Annotated in this window: 17 protein-coding genes and 5 tRNA genes; 11 read left to right on the top strand and 11 right to left on the bottom strand. The window is 42.0% G+C overall.

Going from position 1 to position 16,681, the window contains the following annotated elements; translation table 11 throughout:
* Positions 1–18: 18 nt before the first annotated feature.
* Positions 19–90, bottom strand: a tRNA-Glu gene (locus tag V4467_03840).
* A 107-nt stretch (positions 91–197) separates the two neighbouring features.
* On the opposite strand from V4467_03840, the gene V4467_03835 reads away from it, so the two are divergent.
* The 6 genes from V4467_03835 to V4467_03810 all read left to right on the top strand — a co-directional run bounded on the left by V4467_03835 (position 198) and on the right by V4467_03810 (position 4,631).
* A tRNA-Ser gene (locus V4467_03835) sits at positions 198–284 on the top strand.
* A gap of 163 nt (positions 285–447) precedes the next feature.
* Positions 448–1,041 carry a hypothetical protein gene (locus V4467_03830; GenBank protein ID MES2088091.1) on the top strand — a complete coding sequence of 198 codons (594 nt, stop codon included), beginning with the start codon at positions 448–450 and terminating at the stop codon, positions 1,039–1,041.
* Positions 1,038–1,289 (top strand): hypothetical protein, encoded by a 252-nt coding sequence (locus V4467_03825; protein MES2088090.1) that lies wholly within the window; start codon positions 1,038–1,040, stop codon positions 1,287–1,289. The genes V4467_03830 and V4467_03825 overlap by 4 nt, the downstream gene beginning before the upstream one ends.
* Before the next feature lie 649 nt (positions 1,290–1,938).
* The gene (locus V4467_03820; GenBank protein ID MES2088089.1) at positions 1,939–2,610 is read left to right on the top strand and encodes a queuosine precursor transporter; all 672 of its coding nucleotides are present in this window, start codon (positions 1,939–1,941) and stop codon (positions 2,608–2,610) included.
* The gene (locus V4467_03815; protein MES2088088.1) at positions 2,591–3,295 is read left to right on the top strand and encodes a coenzyme F420-0:L-glutamate ligase; all 705 of its coding nucleotides are present in this window, start codon (positions 2,591–2,593) and stop codon (positions 3,293–3,295) included. The genes V4467_03820 and V4467_03815 overlap by 20 nt, the downstream gene beginning before the upstream one ends.
* Positions 3,296–3,431: 136 nt before the next feature.
* Positions 3,432–4,631, top strand: coding sequence for a tRNA (adenosine(37)-N6)-threonylcarbamoyltransferase complex transferase subunit TsaD (locus tag V4467_03810; GenBank protein MES2088087.1), 1,200 nt, complete (start codon positions 3,432–3,434; stop codon positions 4,629–4,631).
* Here the strand turns inward: V4467_03810 and V4467_03805 are convergent.
* Positions 4,628–5,161 carry a hypothetical protein gene (locus V4467_03805; protein ID MES2088086.1) on the bottom strand — a complete coding sequence of 178 codons (534 nt, stop codon included), beginning with the start codon at positions 5,159–5,161 and terminating at the stop codon, positions 4,628–4,630. The two genes, V4467_03810 and V4467_03805, sit on opposite strands and share 4 nt — an antisense overlap.
* Before the next feature lie 294 nt (positions 5,162–5,455).
* On the opposite strand from V4467_03805, the gene V4467_03800 reads away from it, so the two are divergent.
* From V4467_03800 to V4467_03785, 4 genes are all read left to right on the top strand, one after another.
* Positions 5,456–7,624, top strand: coding sequence for a valine--tRNA ligase (locus tag V4467_03800; protein MES2088085.1), 2,169 nt, complete (start codon positions 5,456–5,458; stop codon positions 7,622–7,624).
* A gap of 84 nt (positions 7,625–7,708) precedes the next feature.
* Positions 7,709–8,401: a PrsW family glutamic-type intramembrane protease gene (locus V4467_03795; GenBank protein ID MES2088084.1), complete on the top strand. Its 693-nt coding sequence runs from the start codon at positions 7,709–7,711 to the stop codon at positions 8,399–8,401.
* A gap of 54 nt (positions 8,402–8,455) precedes the next feature.
* Positions 8,456–8,929, top strand: coding sequence for an Hsp20/alpha crystallin family protein (locus V4467_03790; protein ID MES2088083.1), 474 nt, complete (start codon positions 8,456–8,458; stop codon positions 8,927–8,929).
* 35 nt (positions 8,930–8,964) lie between these two features.
* On the top strand, positions 8,965–9,615 hold the full coding sequence (locus V4467_03785) for a uracil-DNA glycosylase (protein ID MES2088082.1): 651 nt from the start codon (positions 8,965–8,967) through the stop codon (positions 9,613–9,615).
* 674 nt (positions 9,616–10,289) lie between these two features.
* Here V4467_03785 and V4467_03780 read toward each other — a convergent pair.
* A tRNA-Phe gene (locus V4467_03780) sits at positions 10,290–10,362 on the bottom strand.
* Between the two features lie 18 nt (positions 10,363–10,380).
* Positions 10,381–10,668 carry a hypothetical protein gene (locus tag V4467_03775; protein ID MES2088081.1) on the bottom strand — a complete coding sequence of 96 codons (288 nt, stop codon included), beginning with the start codon at positions 10,666–10,668 and terminating at the stop codon, positions 10,381–10,383.
* 147 nt (positions 10,669–10,815) lie between these two features.
* Here V4467_03775 and V4467_03770 point away from each other — a divergent pair, with 147 nt between their 5' ends.
* The gene (locus tag V4467_03770) at positions 10,816–11,355 is read left to right on the top strand and encodes a hypothetical protein (GenBank protein ID MES2088080.1); all 540 of its coding nucleotides are present in this window, start codon (positions 10,816–10,818) and stop codon (positions 11,353–11,355) included.
* Between the two features lie 56 nt (positions 11,356–11,411).
* Here the strand turns inward: V4467_03770 and V4467_03765 are convergent.
* From V4467_03765 to lepA, 7 genes are all read right to left on the bottom strand, one after another.
* Positions 11,412–11,486 (bottom strand) — tRNA-Arg (locus V4467_03765).
* Positions 11,477–12,109, bottom strand: coding sequence for a hypothetical protein (locus V4467_03760; GenBank protein ID MES2088079.1), 633 nt, complete (start codon positions 12,107–12,109; stop codon positions 11,477–11,479). The genes V4467_03765 and V4467_03760 overlap by 10 nt, the downstream gene beginning before the upstream one ends.
* A 50-nt stretch (positions 12,110–12,159) precedes the next feature.
* Positions 12,160–12,918 carry a glycosyltransferase family 2 protein gene (locus V4467_03755; GenBank protein MES2088078.1) on the bottom strand — a complete coding sequence of 253 codons (759 nt, stop codon included), beginning with the start codon at positions 12,916–12,918 and terminating at the stop codon, positions 12,160–12,162.
* 1 nt (position 12,919) lies between these two features.
* Entirely contained in the window at positions 12,920–13,609 is a 690-nt protein-coding gene (locus V4467_03750) for a glycosyltransferase (protein ID MES2088077.1), read from the bottom strand.
* A gap of 158 nt (positions 13,610–13,767) precedes the next feature.
* Positions 13,768–13,838: transfer RNA gene (locus V4467_03745), tRNA-Gly, on the bottom strand.
* A 226-nt stretch (positions 13,839–14,064) separates the two neighbouring features.
* Positions 14,065–14,406: a hypothetical protein gene (locus V4467_03740; protein ID MES2088076.1), complete on the bottom strand. Its 342-nt coding sequence runs from the start codon at positions 14,404–14,406 to the stop codon at positions 14,065–14,067.
* 424 nt (positions 14,407–14,830) lie between these two features.
* Entirely contained in the window at positions 14,831–16,633 is a 1,803-nt protein-coding gene (lepA, locus tag V4467_03735; protein ID MES2088075.1) for a translation elongation factor 4, read from the bottom strand.
* Positions 16,634–16,681 lie beyond the last annotated feature (48 nt).

The raw sequence follows: 16,681 nt of genomic DNA, 5'->3' as shown, positions 1-16,681 counted from the left end.
ACGCCCTCATTATTTTTGTGACTCTACGGGGAGTCGAACCCCGATTCCAGCCTTGAAAAGGCCGTGTCCTAACCATTAGACGATAGAGCCAAGAACATGAACCATAAACATAAAACATGGAACATATTAAAGACGAGGAAATAATAACATTTTTTGTAAAATTAGCAAAAAGTGTTAGCATTATCCACACAATCCACGGAGGAGTGGCAGAGCGGTTGAATGTACCGGTTTCGAAAACCGGCAGGGGCGAAAGCTCCTCGGGAGTTCGAATCTCCCCTCCTCCGCAATGAGCTGTAAGGACTTCTAAACGAAGTCCGAGCAGTTCATCATTGCGAGCAAGGAGGGGGATTCGAAAGCCGGAGCGCGACGGCGCGAGGCGGGGTCGCAAGATTTTCTAGCAAGAAAATACTTGTGACCTAATCTCACCCCCTCCTCCGCCTTTATAAAATGGACTACAAAATTATTATTAGCTTGGTCGCAGTCACGCTTGTCTTTGTCGGATACGCTCCGTATATTCGTGACACTGTAAAAGGAAAAACGGTCCCGCATATTTTCTCCTGGCTCGTGTGGACTCTCGCTGTTACTATTTCTTGGGCTCTGCAAATTAGCGGTGGTGCTGGAGTTGGAGCGTGGACAACTGGTGTCACCGCGACTATTTGTTTTATAGTTCTTCTACTTTCTATACGAAATGGAAATAAAGAGATTACCAAACTAGATTTGGCTTTTCTCTTTCTCGCTCTTACTTCTTTGGCTCTTTGGATTTTTGCAAAACAACCGGTATTGTCCGTTATCCTTATCGTTTCAACCGATGTTTTTGGTTTTTTCCCAACCATACGAAAATCCTGGAAGGAACCTCACTCTGAAACCTTATTTATGTATCAGATAACTACTATTCGCCACGGCTTGAGTATTTTTGCATTGCAGCAATTTAATATTCTCACACTGCTGTATCCAATTACTTGGGTACTTGCCAACCTAGCCTTTAGCGTGATGCTTATGATTCGACGAGCAATGTTGAAAAAAGATGTTGAGAAAAATTGACGCAAGCCTCGCATGATGTTATTGTCCGCCGAGAAAAAGTATTGACCTTGAGGCGTCTCAAGGGTTTGAAACTTAATAGTAAGGAGTCAAAATGGAAGCAATTTGTTCAGTTTGCAACAAGAAGAAAAAAGGTAGCAAAAAAAGAGAAACCGGCAACTTCATCTGTGTTGCTTGCCGTTCGAAAGAATACTATCGTACTCGCGCGCACAAAGAAAACTGCTCAAGATGTGGCAATCTTCGCTTCGTGACTCAACACATTGAAGGTACAGGGCCAATTTGTGCAAGCTGTTACTATAAGGATCCCGTCAATTATGAGACCTGCTCGAAATGCATGCTAGTCAGACGTGTCAATCGACGTACAGAAGATGGTGCCGCGATTTGTGGTACATGCTACCTGAAACATCCACCCAACCCCAGACTCTGCTCCTGTTGCTGTGAGGTTTGGATCTCAAAAGCGGCATCGAGAGGTGATAAACCTATCTGTAATTACTGTAGACGCAAAACACGCACACTTGGTCGTTTACAACCCGAGCTGTGTTCGAATTGCGGCGAAATCAAAATCGCTGTAGCTCGAACGGACGAGGGAAGCCCGATCTGCCGGGATTGCACGGCAATACTTATAATCGGTGAATGTTTTAATTGCGAGGACAAGGCGATCCTTGGAGTAACCGGGGTGTGCAAAACATGCGAAGAAACTGCTACTATTGTAACCACTACTTTTTGCTAGTGGTTTTTTCTTGCAAATAATTGAAAGTGAATTTGAGGCGTGCTACGATTGAAACTTATTTTCAACATCATGTTAAACAACAAACAAATCCAAACATGGTCGAGCTTTCAGTAAAACTGCATTTGTTTTTTACTAACCCCTTCTCCTCCCTATAACCTAACCCCTTCCCCATGCTTCAACTCACCGAACAATCATTCAAAAAAATAATAATCGCACTCACCATCTATCTTACTTCCCTCTTCGCCGCCAATACTTTGGGGCTCAAAATTATGCCATTTCTTTTTGGTTCGCATTTATCGGTAGCTGTATTTTCCTTCCCTGTTGTCTTTCTGATGACCGACGTCATTGGTGAAGTGTACGGAAAGAAAATCGCTAAATTTTTCGTCCTCGCGGGATTTGTGAGCACTGCGCTATTTATTATCTACTCTTTTATTTCTCTCGCCATGCCCTGGTCAAGCGAGGGCTTGTGGGCCAAAGAGGGTTATAACCTGATGTTCGGTCTTTCCGCGAGAATCAGTATCGCGTCACTTGTGGCATTCTTAATCGCTGAATATCAAGACGTCTTGTCATTTTTCTTCTTCCAAGAAAAGTTTGGCGTCAAATCTTTTTGGCTTCGTTCGTTTCTTTCAAATCTCTGGTCACAACTGCTCGACTCAGCTATCTTCATGGTCATCGCCTTCGCGGGAGTCTATTCAACCAAAACACTCATTAGCATCATTCTTTCCTGGTGGTTGTACAAAGTTGCCATGGGAGCTTTGTATTCTCCACTTTCCTACATTGGAATTCGTTTACTGAAAGAAAAAACAATCGACGCAGAAAAACATGATAGTCAAAGCAATTAAAACAAAAGTTTTTAGTGAGGGTGATGACCTCTTCAACTTTGTCACTCAAAATATCAAACATGTTCCGGAAAAATCTGTCATTGTCGTTACTTCAAAAATTGTGGCGTTAGCTGAGCGTCGCACGACGACGCTAAAAAACTCAACGGCGAAAGAAAAATTAATTCGTTCTGAAAGTAGCATTGCGGTCAAAACTAAACATGTTTGGCTGACACTCAAGGATGGAATCCTCATGGCCAACGCGGGAATTGATGAATCAAATGCAAGGGGCAAACTTATTCTTCTACCAAAAAATAGTTTCAAGTCTGCAGATGCGCTCCGTCTGAAATTACGGAAACAATACAAAGTCAAAAATCTTGGTGTTCTAATCACCGATAGTCATACGCAGCCTTTGCGCGCGGGGGTGGTTGGAATTGCCCTCGGGTACGCAGGTTTTCACGGAACTAAAGACTACCGAGGCAAGTCAGACATCTTCGGCCGAAAATTTATTTTTTCTCAAACCAACGTGGCTGACAGTTTAGCTACTGCGGCAGTATTTTTGATGGGTGAAGGCGCAGAGCAACAACCACTTGCAGTCATTACAGGCGCATCAATTGATTTTTGCGAAAAAGTTAATCCAAAAGAACTACAAATTCCACCGAAAGATGATATGTACGGACCGCTGTTTAAAAACTTTCAAAATAGCTAAAAACTGCTATTGTGTGGTCTATGATAATTTTAGGTATTGAAACCTCTTGCGACGACCCTAGTACTAGAGAAATCAGAATTTCTCAGTACGGGGCGAGAAGTGCTGGCATAACGTTTATCGTGCCTAATAAATTTTTATGATTATCCTTGGTATTGAAACCAGCTGTGACGAAACCGCACTGAGCATTATTGATGTTACGGAAAATGAACAAGGCACCCAAATTAAAATTTTGGCTAATGCAGTGCTGTCACAAATTGCCATCCACACTCAGTATGGTGGTGTTTTCCCGATGGTTGCGAAACGAGAGCACGGAAAAAACCTGACTCCGTTACTAAAAAAAGTTTTGGAAGAATCGGGTTTTTCTGATTCAGGAGAAACAAACTCAAAACTAGATTCACTTGCAACTGTTTTAGATCGCGAACCGGAATTATTAAAACAACTTTTAGATTTTCTTCCAACAGCCAAAAAACCAGCAATTGATTTGATTGCTGTTACGTACGGCCCGGGACTTGAACCAGCGCTTTGGGTAGGAGTAAATTTTGCTAAAGCGCTTTCTGTGGCGTGGGATATTCCTGTGGTTGCCACGAATCATATGGAGGGGCACATCTTGATTTCTTTGCAGCAAAGAAATCAAGATGTGCAAGCTAACAGCTATCAGCTTAAAGCTTTAAGCTTGCCCGCGCTTGCCTTGCTTATAAGCGGAGGACACACGGAATTAGTTTTAGTAAGGGATTGGCTGAATTACGAAATCGTTGGCCGAACACGCGACGACGCTATCGGTGAAGCCTTTGATAAAGTGGCTCGAATTTTAGGACTTCCCTATCCGGGCGGGCCACAGATTTCCGCTTTGGCAGAAAAAGCTAGAAGCCAACAGCTGACAGCTGACAGCTTCTCTCTTCCGAGACCAATGTTGAAAAGCGACAACCTAGATTTTTCCTTTTCGGGATTAAAAACCGCTGTTTTGTACTTAACTCAAAAATTACCTCAGCCACTTTCTGAGGATAATAAAATGGCCATTGCCAGGGAATTTGAAGATGCGGCGACAGAAGTGGTTATTGAAAAAGTCAGAAAAGCTATCGATCTGTATGGCATTGAAACCTTGATTTTGGGCGGCGGCGTTGTGGCAAACAAAAATATCCGCTCCTCTTTTCAAAAATTAACCATTGAAAAAAATGTTACGCTTCACCTACCCGAAATTTCTCACTCAACCGACAACGCTTTGATGATCGCTATCGCGGGATATTTTAATCGAACAAAGTCGGTCACTGAAACTACAGGACTTTTGGATATTAAGGCAAATGGAAATTTAAGCTTTCCTTCAACGCCAACAGTTTAAGTAAAATGAACTTTTTTGTAACGCCATGTCGCAATAACTCGAATAAAAATTCGAAAAACTATAAAAGTGGAAATTAAAACCAAAGAAGATAATTCGGTGAAAGTTGTAAGTGCAATTAAAGTTACCGCCACAAAACTTTCCACAAGGTTGAAGGTCAACCAACTATCAATAAATGATTTGTCTGTACCTGTAGGATGATATTCATACTTAGAACTTAAAAGCCAGAAGAAATCGAGAACTCGAAACACTACGAACGACGCGAAAAAATGAACCGGGGTTAATTGGGTTGCGTAGATGTACAAAAACAAAGAAAACATGATGGCAACATCAAGCATGACATCAATTTCTCGTTTGGGTGGAAACTTTTTAAGCGAAGGGCCGTAGTCAATCCAGTAATCAACGACGTCCAAATATACGAACACAAACGCCAAAAATTGCCAGGGCTCTTTAAGCGACGGCCACCATTGAAAGCCGAGTCCCAAAACAATACCAATCATAATGTCCAAAAATTTGAGGCTGAAGCTCTTCATGAGAATAATTATAGCGGATAACCGGACGTGTCGCCACTCAAAAAAAGTCAGGCTTAGCTTCTTTTTCTATGACGATTCTTATCGGAATATTTTAGTGAGGGTGGTTCTCTGAACGAGTTAGCGTAGCAATCGTAAAAAATCAGAAAATTTTAGGAAAATGAAATTGTTTGAACCCAGAGCTTCGAGGGGTGAGTTTTTCATTTTCCGTTAAGAAATTTTCTTGATTTTTGAGAGTGCGGAGCGCTTTAGTGAAGAGAACTACCCGAACGACTCCATTTTTGGTATGATTTCCCCATGTCCATTCCCGAAAAATTCCTAAAACCCTACAACCCACTTGAAGTGGAATCTCGTACCTATAAAACCTGGGAGGATAGTGGTTTTTTTAATCCTGACAATCTCCCAAAAGCTAACAGCTCTAAGCTCTCAGCTAAAAGCTTTACCATCATCATGCCGCCAGCCAACGCCAACGGTAACCTCCATGCCGGCCATGCTCTCGTAATGACCATCGAGGACATTATGACACGATATAAAAGAATGTCAGGGTACAAAGCGCTTTGGCTTCCCGGACTTGATCATGCCGGTTTTGAAACACAAGTTGTGTATGAAAAACAACTTGAAAAAGAAGGCAGATCGCGTTTCGGCATGGATCCGGCTGAGTTGTACAAAGAAATCTTGGCTTTCACCGTCGAGAATTCAAAAAATATAAAATCACAAATACGAAGCATGGGTGCATCGTGTGATTGGTCACGAGAAAAATTTACCCTTGATCCCGATGTAATCAAAACTGTTCACCAAACTTTTAAGAAAATGTACGACGATGGTTTGATTTATCGTGGAGAACGAATCGTAAACTGGTGTTCCAAACATGCAACTTCCCTCTCCGATGTAGAGACAGAAAACAAAGAACGAAAAGATCCATTTTATTATTTTCAATACGGGCCTTTCGTGATTGGTACCACTCGTCCCGAAACAAAATTTGGAGATAAGTATGTTGTGATGCATCCCGATGATGCGCGATATGCCAAGTATTCGCATGGCCAAACTTTTGAACTTGAGTGGATCAACGGCCCAATTACTGCTACGGTTATCAAAGACAAAGCCATAGACATGGAAATGGGTTCTGGCGTCATGACTATCACACCATGGCACACCGCCATCGACTTTGAAATTGCTGAACGACATAATCTTCCGAAGGAACAAGTCATTGATTTGCGTGGAAAACTTTTGCCAATCGCGGGAGAATTTGCTGGAATGAAAATTGCCGAAGCTCGTCCAAAAATTGTTGAAAAGTTAAAATCAAAGGGGCTTTTGGTAAAGGTAGATGAAAATTATGTACACAATGTGCCCGTGTGCTACAAATGTGAGACAGCCATTGAGCCACAGATTTCACCTCAGTGGTTTGTTAAAATGAAACCGCTTGCACAAAAAGCGGCCGAAGCAGTTGAAGCGAAAAAAATTACCTTTGTCCCTGACAATTACCGAAAAATTTTCCTGTACTGGATGAACAACACCATTGACTGGAATATCTCCCGCCAAATTGTTTGGGGTATTAAAATCCCAGCCAAAATTTGTACCAACTGTGGACACGGCATGGCTGATTTGGATAATTCGATACAAAAATGTACAAAGTGCGCCGGCTCTGTGCGAGAGGACACTGACACTTTTGATACTTGGTTTTCTTCAGGACAGTGGCCACTCGTTACTCTTGGATTTCCTGATGGTAAAGATTTTAAAAAGTTTTATCCGACAGATGTTATGGAGAGCGGATCCGATCTTATTTTTAAATGGATACCAAGAATGGTTATTTTTGGTTTATATCTCGCGAACGAGCTACCCTTTCACACCGTGTATCTGCACGGCCTGGTCAACGATGCTAAGGGTCAGAAGATGAGCAAGAGCAAGGGAAATGTTATCAACCCCTTGGGCTTAATCGAAAAATTTGGTACTGACGCGCTACGCATCGGTCTCGTTGCCGGAAATACCCCAGGGACTTCCCTTTCGCTTTCTGAAGATAAAATTCGCGGCTACAAAAATTTCTCCAATAAAATTTGGAACATGGCTCGTTTTATATTGGAAAATACCCAGGGAGTTACTTATGAGACCAGTTTTGAAAAATATTCACCTAAAGACGCAGAATTAAGAAAAATCCGCCACGAATTGATCGTGGATATAACCAAAGACATGGATGAATTCCGTTTCTACTTGGCTGTGGAAAAGTTATACCACTATATTTGGCACGAGTTTGCTGATAAAATTATAGAGGAGAGTAAGGAAATTTTGCTGAACGATTCTCCGGAAGAAAAAATGTCTCGGCAACAATTCCTGCTCCACACCCTCAAAAAAACTTTGATCGTACTGCATCCCTTCATGCCGTTTGTGACTGAAGAAATTTGGAAGGATATGCCGCTCGGAAAGAAAAATCTGCTTATTGTCGAGCAATGGCCAGCCACAAACAGTAACTAGTATGTAGTAATTAGTCGGTAGACAAAATTTAAATATGCTTTCTCTACCATACTACCTACCACCATCTAATTTACTTCTCTCACCATGATCCCTACACCACAAACAATCTTCTTCGCTCTTTCGGGAGGATTTCTCCCAGCATTACTATGGCTGTGGTTTTGGCTTCACGAAGACAGAGCACACCCTGAGCCCAGAGGTATGATTATTGGCACGTTTCTTGCCGGAATGGTTGCGGTACCACTTGTATTGCCACTTGAGCAAATTATTGAATCCCACTTTGCATCGCAGGTTTTTTTGATGGTATTTTTATGGGCGACGATTGAAGAAACTTTTAAATGGGGTGCCGCCTACTTTTCTGCTTTGGAAACAAAAGAATATGATGAACCTGTTGATGCCATCATATATATGGTCACCGCCGCGCTTGGTTTTGCCGCCATGGAAAATACTTTATTTTTGATATCGGCAATCACAGATGGAGGCATGGGCTCAAGTTTCGTCACAGGAAATTTACGATTCATCGGCGCCTCACTACTGCACGTCCTCGCTTCTGGAATATTAGGATTTTTTATTGCTGAAACATTTAAAAAAAGTCTTCTCAACAAGCAACTCTGCTTCTTCGCCGGACTCGCAATTGCTGTCCTATTGCACACCACTTTCAATCTCTATATAATGAAAAGTCAGGGTACCAGCATTTTCGCGATATTCGCATTGGTTTGGGTTGCCATACTTTTCCTGATAGCGGGATTTGAGAAGGTTAAACAAATTAAGAAACGCTAGCGGATCAAAATTTTAAAATAAAAAAGTTACAAATAATCGCACGTTATTGTTATTATGCCAAAAGAAAAAAAATCATTTTTTGAAAGACTTACGGGTTCAATGCACATGGATGACCGGGAAGAAGCTGTCGAAATCACCCCAACCCACCAAAAAATAAAAAAACCTGAGAAAGAAATGTGGCTTGAAGATGAGCAAGAAGAAGGACAACTGACCGTCGACGTCTATCAAGGACCTGACGATATTATTATCAAGGCTATGGTGGCTGGCGTAAAACCGGAAGATCTCGATATTTCAATCAACCGCGACATGGTTTCAATAAAGGGAACGCGTGAGGAGTCGAGAGAAGTCAAGGAAGATGATTATTTTACCAAAGAGCTCTATTGGGGTTCATTTTCGAGAACCATTCTTTTGCCACAGGAAATTGATGTAGAAACTTCAGAGGCCAGCGAAAAACATGGATTACTTTTCATTCGATTGCCTAAAATCGACAAGGGACGAAAAACTAAACTCAAAGTAAAATCTAATTAAAAGCTTAAAGCTGTAAGCTGATAGCTTCAAGCTTTATGGATAAAAAACAGAGACTGCAGGAGCTGGAAAAAGAATTAGTCATTGCTGATTTGCTGTTGAAAAAAACTGCCAATCTGGTATTTGGCGAAGGCAACATTGATTGCCAGGTAATGTTTATCGGCGAAGCTCCGGGATTTACTGAGGACCAGCTTAAAAGGCCCTTTGTGGGGCGCTCAGGCAAGCTTCTCGATGACATGTTGGGAAGTATCAAGTGGAAGCGATCCGACGTCTATATCACCAATATTGTGAAAAGGCGGCCTCCAGAAAATCGTGACCCGCTTCCCGAGGAAATCGAGGCGTACAAGCCGTTTTTGGCCAAACAAATCGAAATTATCAATCCGAAAGTAATCGCCACACTCGGACGATTTTCGATGAATTATTTTTTGCCGTTGGCTAAAATCACACGAGATCACGGTAAAATATTTGAGGTTGAAAATAAAAAAATTTATCCGCTTTTTCATCCTGCGGCAGCGCTTCGAGCAGCAGGGGTTATGGACGACTTGAAAGCTGATTTTAAGAAATTGCCTTCGCTGCTTGGAAACGAGGTGAGCATAGATGCGGCGGCCGGAACGGCCGCCGCCAAAAATGAAACTTCTTCCTCTGCTATTAAAAAATCCGGAAAACCGGATCAGGCGAAACTATTTTAAAATGTATAGGGACGGCAAGACTTGTCTTGCCGTCCCTTCGATTCGAGTTGGGATGCAGATATGCTCCCTTCACCTGGGGCTGACTCGAAAGCCCAGAAGTTTCCTTCTCTATTGTTTGCCTTTTTTACGAGGAGCGTTAATCCTCAAAGGTAGCGTGGCATAGCATCCTTCGGTAGGGTACAACAGCATATTCCTAACGCCAAAGAGCCAAAGCAGTAAGCAACAGGCATGACATCTACTTAATTCATTTAAGGCGTGAACGCAATCCCGAAGAAGACTCTGGGAATTAACCCATGTCGACCGCCCGCGGGGCTTTTTACGCTTTATTTAATTTAATCATAATATAAAACTGAGTAAGAACACCTCCTTTCCAGACACTGGGGTCTTGATGAATTGTAGCTGAACAATCAAGGAAATACTACTTGGGCGGGACAGATTCGGGCGCGACTCAAGGTTCGTCGTCACTCACCCCGGTCTGCCCACCAGCTCGCCAGTTTCTTCTGGTGAGAAAATAGGAACAGATTCGGCCGCGAATAAATTTTTTTCGCCAAAAAAATTTTTCTGGCCACCGCCTCACGGCCTCGCCTGCTGGCTCGGCATCGTTCCGGCGTTCGAATCTGGACTCACGAGAAATTATTCTCGTGCTTCCCAAGCCAATTCGCTCCGCTCATTTGTGCTTGGGACCAGATTCGAACTGGTGACCCTTCCCTCTTCAGGGGAATGCTCTACCAACTGAGCTACCCAAGCATCACTAAAAAATTAAAACTAGTTAGAAAAACTTTTGAAAAAATTCTCCACAGAGGAAATCTGATCTCCAACCGTAGAAACCTTTTCAACCTTTCCGCTGACGTTTTTGTAGGCATTAAATACCCCTTGAACGTACGGTTGAATATAAATATATGTTCCAAATGATATCGCCAAAATGACTACCCAGTAAAAGATCTTAATCGCTGTGCCCCAGCGATTACTCCGTCGAATTCCCCTGAGAATTTGGTTATTCTCTTCGCTTAATACAGCTACCCGCTCTAAAAGCTTTTTTTCTTCTGGCGTCACTTCGAAAGTATAGCAAAACTTCTCAAAAAGGGAAATTGCTGTAACAAAGAAGGTCCCTTCCCTGTTTACATGCATAGACAATGGTGCTAGTTTTACGACAGATACACACCGCATCAATCGCTTGATCGTTTCAAAAAGGAACCTGTTATGAAGAAATTAGAAAGAGCTTGGCTCATCGCCTTTTGGGTATTTGTTGCCCTCCCCTTAATCTTTTCGGGTGGGCTAGGTTGGTACAGCTTCACCGTCGGCGGCAAGGGTATTATTCGGGGAAAATTTTGGCTGCCTGCACATTGCCAAATATTTACAGATTCTCGCGAGTTTGATAAGAGCTTGCCGGCAGACGGATATCACGTGGAGATGCCGCCTGAGACCTACAAGGATGCTTTGGTCAACGAGTTCCATCTCATCAGCATTGGGCAAAAACATATCCGCCATGCCTCAATCCACGGCAAAATTATTCTGCATGCCTACGAAGCCGGCGAGAGTTACCGTATGAGACTTACGGACAATCTTATACGTCCCCGTATCCTTGAATCTGTATATCTCGGAAACGGAGAAGTGGAGTGGAAAATTGAACGGGATTGGTGGAATATCCTTGAGGCTTGTTTCTTTGGTGCTCTGTCTGGGGTAGGTGTGGATGCACTTTTAATCCTCCTCCTTTCTGTAAGTCACACGTTCTTCAATTAATTGATTTTTTCAAAAGCCCAAAACGCGCACCATATGCGCGTTTTTATTTTTTATTTTGGTGCCACCGGCAGGAATCGAACCTGCATCTAGACGTTAGGAGTGTCTTGTTCTATCCATTGAACTACGGCAGCAATAAATTCTCTTTCATCAAGGCTATCATACTCATTATCAATTTGAAATATAATTTACCCTTTTGGACGCGCACACGACACATACCGTACTTTAGTTTTCCTTTCTTTTTACCAAACAAAACATTAACAGACAAAATCTCATCAGGAGAAATTCCCACGACACCAGCCCAAAATCTTATCGCCTCCTTTTTATTGACATCATCATAAATTCTAATTGATACCTTGAGTTGATCCTTAGTAACTCCAATATCCCTTAAACAACTAACGAACAACCTGATCAAATCTGGATCACTATTGATTAAATTGAGTTCGGATTTATTGCCCTCTCCCCAGTACAAACAGGCAAGAATAATAAGCCTCTCTTTTTTTCCAATTGGAAAAATCAAATTCTTAGCTTTTACCTTCGCTTCTTGCCATTCACTTAATGAACGAAACTTGCTACCTCCACGTCTCACTTTCCAAAATTCTTCTTTTTCAGGTAAAACAGAGACGTTCTTCATGTATTTAAACACAGTCCCGTAAGCACGTTTAACAACAGCTTGAATTTCCGAGAGTGTGTGACCATTTTTTCTTAAGTCAACAATCTGATCGATTTCAATTTTTGATAAGGAGGGTTTTCCCATCAAATAATTATAACTGATAGCAACCTACCGTTCAATAACGTTATTCGAGTTCAATTCTTTGGCTTTACCGCCTTCGATCGAATGTCGTTATAATTTTCTGTAAAAGGTTTTTTAAAAATAGTGATCCAAAAATAATTGATTGAATAGTGCCATGCACTCCTAAGCATCCCCTCTTTTTTTAGACGCCTTCCGGAAGAATAGATTGGTAATGCAAAATCGAATTTTACCTCCCCCACTTTCTGAATTCGTCTGGCAATATCCGTATCCTCTCCATAAAAAATAATTCTGGTATCAAACCCTCCGATTTTCTCTAAAGCCCTGCGGCGTAAAATAAAATTACCACCTTGGAGCATTGCTCCAATATGAAAAATCTTGTGATTTATAACATGACTAATATATCCTAAATAATAAAATGTGCGCACTAAAAGATTGTACGCCCTTGATAAATCATAATAAATATATGGGCCGCTGAGAGCGACCAACCTTTCGCTTTTAGAAAACTCCTTTAAAACTTTGTTCACCCAACCGGGTGTTAATCGTGTGTCAGCATCAATGTTAGCGATTAAATCCCCTGTAGATGCCAAAAAACCAGCCTGCCGGGCATTAACTAAGCCTTTCTTCCCTTCGTCAACCACCACCACCCGCTTAAAAGAGAGCGCGATCTCCTTCGTTTTATCGGTACTCGCATTATTTACAACAATAATTTCAACTTCACCCAAAAGATATTCTGTTTGCAGTAAGACAGACTCGAGACACGGGCGAATTAAAGATTCCTCATTGTACGCAGGTATAACAAAACTTAATTTCATATTATTTTACAAGAAGTTTCCGCATACTAATATTTTGTTTAAATATTTCAATGATTGAGGCAGTACGAAGCACATTCCACCAAATTTTGGCAATCACACGCGCGCCTTTAAGTATACCTTTTTTACGATAATGAGGCTGGTTTTCAACATTTGGCCATTGCACGACCGCCAGACGCAATTGATTGCGAATGATGACATTTTTATTTAAAAACACCTCAAGTCCATAGCCCGGCAATTGCGCCATCTCATCCAAAAAAGATGCCGCGTGTTTTTTAGGAAAAATTCTCTCGCCAGATAAATAATCAATATCCTTAAAAGGAAAAAGTGGCCAGGCATTTTTTCTGAAACTGATAGTAACGTCGGCTCTGTTGTTACTGATGGGTGTAATGAGATCAGTGATGTTGCCTTGATTGAGGTACAGCAAGTCCGCATCAAGTAGCAAAATATAATCGCCAGTTGATTTTTGTATGCCATCAGAGACAGTTTTACTTTTTCCTTCGTTGACTAGATGCTCCACCAGTCGGACTGTCGAAAAATTTTTAACAATTTCTTTCGTATTGTCACCTGACATATCATCGACAACGATCACTTCGTGAATCACCGTGCCGATAAGTGGGACCAGAATCCGAAGAACACGTGTGATATTTTTCTCTTCATTATAGGCCGGAATGATGCAAGAAATTTTTAGCATTTAAATTTTATAATGTAATTGTGCGGATAGGGAGAATCGAAACTTACAGTTTCAGTACCCGCGATTGGATTTTTTCTACGTTCAGAAACTAGAAAAAATGCTCAATCGGGCTTCAATTCCCGCACACGTATAAAACATCTGTCGATGTTTTATACGTGTGCGGGTAGCGAGAATTGAACTCGCGTCTCATGCTTGGGAAGCACGCATATTGCCACTATACTATACCCGCTTGAATTAAATAATCTCTTATTTGTTGTTTCAGAAATCTCTTTCCTTCTGTTGTTTTAAGATACCGCTCTCGACGTCGAGCATCGCTTTCAAGAAGATACGCCTCTCCGACAGGGTCAAGTCATAAGATGACTTGAAACTCCGCGCCTCTTGCTTGGGAAGTTTACCCCGTCGAATGACGGGGTACGCATTCTACCACTAAACCATATCCGCAAAACATAGTTATGTTATCTCTTCATAAAAAAATCAATAATTTTTTGGAAAAAACCTTTTTTAACAATAAGCGTAGCCTGATTACTCGATGGATTTTCTACGATTACCACCTCTTTCTCCCCTTGCCTAGCCATTTGATACCGATCTCGAATTTCACCCTCAATGCCAGACTCGCTTGAAAGTTTTGCAGTCGCCACTGAAAGCTCGGCCTGACGACCCTCAAGTTTAGCTAAACGTTCTTGAGACGTTTGCAACTCGACCACAGAATCTCGATCCTTAAGGTAAATATTCCATGTTGCGCGAGCTGAAAAAAAAGCGATCAGGGCAAGCGGAACCAAAAGTATTGGCGATGACAATATTTTACGGAATTTCCTTTTGTGTTCAAATTCGCGCATTAAAATAGTATATAGTAAATAGTTGGTAGTTGGTAGACCCGAGTAACCGCCTAGCTCTCGTTTTTGTTGCAAAATCGGTATAAAAATAATAAGATAGAGTGATCTTATCTTTATCTACCGACCAATTTACTAATTACTAATCTACTACTATCATGCTATTCAACAAAAAACACCAGAAAAAAATCCAGATCATTTGGAGCATACTCTGTATCCTTATTATTTTAAGTATGGTGCTTCTCTATTTACCTGGACTGTATAGTTAGGTCAATACGAAATTACGAATTGGGTACGAAAATACGAAATCATACAAAAACCTCAAGGACTACTGAGTTTTTTGTATGATTTCGTATACCATCTTCTTTTTTCGTATTTTCGTATGGATGGTTTACTCGCTTCGCATCATCTTGATAAACACCTCCTGAGGAATGTTGACGTTGCCTCGACCCCGTTCGAGCATTTTCTTTTTGCCTTTTTTCTGTTTTTCGCGAAGTTTCATTTTTCGAGTAATGTCGCCTCCGTACATATGCTGGGTGACATCTTTCTTCATAGCAGAAATTGTGCGCGATGACATAATCCTACCCAAAGCTCTTCCCTGAATTTTGGTGACAAACATTTGGTGCGGTAAAATGCCGTACAATTTTTCAACCGCCGCTTCCGCTTCTTCCTCCGCGCGTTTTCTCGATACCACGCGAGAAAAGGCCGGCACCACTTCATCTGCCACCAACAAATCTAGCTTCACCACATCCGCCTCTCGAATATCACCAATCTTGTAGGAAAGAGAAGCAAATCCTGAAGAAACACTTTTCAACTCATCGAAGAAATTTCTCATCAGTTCTCGCAACGGCATTTCAAGCGTGACGGAGGAGCGATTGTCACCAAAAGTTTCTGACTCGCCCACAATCGCTTCATGCTTAAAAAGCAATTGCATAATCGGGCCAAGAAAATCCGAAGGGGTAATGATTTTGATTACCACCCATGGTTCAAAAATTTTATCAATCTCACCATACTCGGGTAAAAGTGTTGGCGAATGAACAACCAAACGTTTCCCTCGTGTATCAATTACTTCGTAAGTAATGCTTGGTGTGGTCACAATAAGTTTAAGTGGAAATTCGCGACGAAGGCGTTCAGTAATAATTTCCAGATGAAGCATTCCCAAAAATCCACACCTAAAACCTCGACCCAAAAGACCTGAAGACTCTTCTTCGTGGGTAAATGAGGAATCAGAAAGACGTAATCGCCCAAGAGCTTGTCTGAGCAAATTAAAATCGTCCTGACTTTCTGGATAAATTGACGCCCATACCACAGGTCTCGGACTCATGTAGCCGGCAAGCTCGGGAAGTGGTTTGTTCAAAACGGTCACCGTATCTCCAACCGACGCAATCCCGGGTTCTTTGATGCCAGTGACAATATAGCCGATCTCGCCCGCGTTTAAACTCTCCGCGGCAGTTGGAGCCGGCGCAAAAACACCCACTTCAATCGGCGTAAATTCCTTACCCGCAATTTTAAAAATTAATTTTTCGCCTTTGCGCGCCGTACCATCAAAAATTCTCAGGTAGACAATCACCCCTGTGTGGTTGGAATATTGAAAATCAAAAATCAATCCGCGGAAACTGCCACTGTTCGCAATTTCTTCATGCGGTGGTGGAATCCGACGAACAATTTCTTCCAAGAGTTTTGGCACACCCTGGCCGGTTCGTCCGGAAACTTCAAGCACATCACTTTCATCACACTCGAGCAGTTTGGCCACCTCCGATTTTATTTCAGCAGTTCTAGCGAGTGGCGAATCCACTTTATTAACCGCGGGGATAATCACAAGCCCAGCCTCACGCGCCATGTTGAGTACCGAAAGAGTCTGCGCTTGAATTCCCTGCGTTGCGTCAATAAGCAGGATTGCACCTTCAACCGCGCGGAGTGCACGAGAAACTTCATAGGAAAAATCAATATGGCCGGGAGTGTCGATAAGATTAAGTGTGTAATCGGTTGACTGCTGTTTGTAACCCATTCTAACGGGGGTCATTTTGATTGTAATCCCCCGCTCTCGTTCAAGTTCCATCGAGTCGAGCACCTGATCCTGCATTTTTCGTTTTTCGATAGTACCCGTCAATTCCAAAAGCCGATCAGCCAAGGTACTTTTACCGTGGTCAATGTGAGCGATAATTGAAAAATTTCGGATATTTTTTAGGTCCATGAACGTTATACTAGCAGAAATAAGGCCTAATCACCAACTTAAAATTTT

This window comes from Patescibacteria group bacterium, from assembly GCA_040390045.1.
Taxonomy (GTDB): domain Bacteria; phylum Patescibacteriota; class Minisyncoccia; order Phycocordibacterales; family SIBU01; genus SIBU01.
Note: the sequence above shows the minus strand (reverse complement) of the source record. Positions and strands in the feature narration are given on the sequence as shown.

What these genes read in the sequence shown, in the direction of transcription:
- V4467_03790 (MES2088083.1), top strand. Translation starts at nt 8,456, where the DNA reads ATGCCAAAAGAAAAAAAATCATTTTTTGAAAGACTTACGGGTTCAATG.
- V4467_03805 (MES2088086.1), bottom strand. Translation starts at nt 5,161, where the DNA reads ATGAAGAGCTTCAGCCTCAAATTTTTGGACATTATGATTGGTATTGTT.
- V4467_03795 (MES2088084.1), top strand. Translation starts at nt 7,709, where the DNA reads ATGATCCCTACACCACAAACAATCTTCTTCGCTCTTTCGGGAGGATTT.
- V4467_03760 (MES2088079.1), bottom strand. Translation starts at nt 12,109, where the DNA reads ATGGGAAAACCCTCCTTATCAAAAATTGAAATCGATCAGATTGTTGAC.
- lepA (MES2088075.1), bottom strand. Translation starts at nt 16,633, where the DNA reads ATGGACCTAAAAAATATCCGAAATTTTTCAATTATCGCTCACATTGAC.
- V4467_03750 (MES2088077.1), bottom strand. Translation starts at nt 13,609, where the DNA reads ATGCTAAAAATTTCTTGCATCATTCCGGCCTATAATGAAGAGAAAAAT.
- V4467_03830 (MES2088091.1), top strand. Translation starts at nt 448, where the DNA reads ATGGACTACAAAATTATTATTAGCTTGGTCGCAGTCACGCTTGTCTTT.
- V4467_03785 (MES2088082.1), top strand. Translation starts at nt 8,965, where the DNA reads ATGGATAAAAAACAGAGACTGCAGGAGCTGGAAAAAGAATTAGTCATT.
- V4467_03815 (MES2088088.1), top strand. Translation starts at nt 2,591, where the DNA reads ATGATAGTCAAAGCAATTAAAACAAAAGTTTTTAGTGAGGGTGATGAC.
- V4467_03820 (MES2088089.1), top strand. Translation starts at nt 1,939, where the DNA reads ATGCTTCAACTCACCGAACAATCATTCAAAAAAATAATAATCGCACTC.
- V4467_03755 (MES2088078.1), bottom strand. Translation starts at nt 12,918, where the DNA reads ATGAAATTAAGTTTTGTTATACCTGCGTACAATGAGGAATCTTTAATT.
- V4467_03800 (MES2088085.1), top strand. Translation starts at nt 5,456, where the DNA reads ATGTCCATTCCCGAAAAATTCCTAAAACCCTACAACCCACTTGAAGTG.
- V4467_03770 (MES2088080.1), top strand. Translation starts at nt 10,816, where the DNA reads ATGAAGAAATTAGAAAGAGCTTGGCTCATCGCCTTTTGGGTATTTGTT.
- V4467_03810 (MES2088087.1), top strand. Translation starts at nt 3,432, where the DNA reads ATGATTATCCTTGGTATTGAAACCAGCTGTGACGAAACCGCACTGAGC.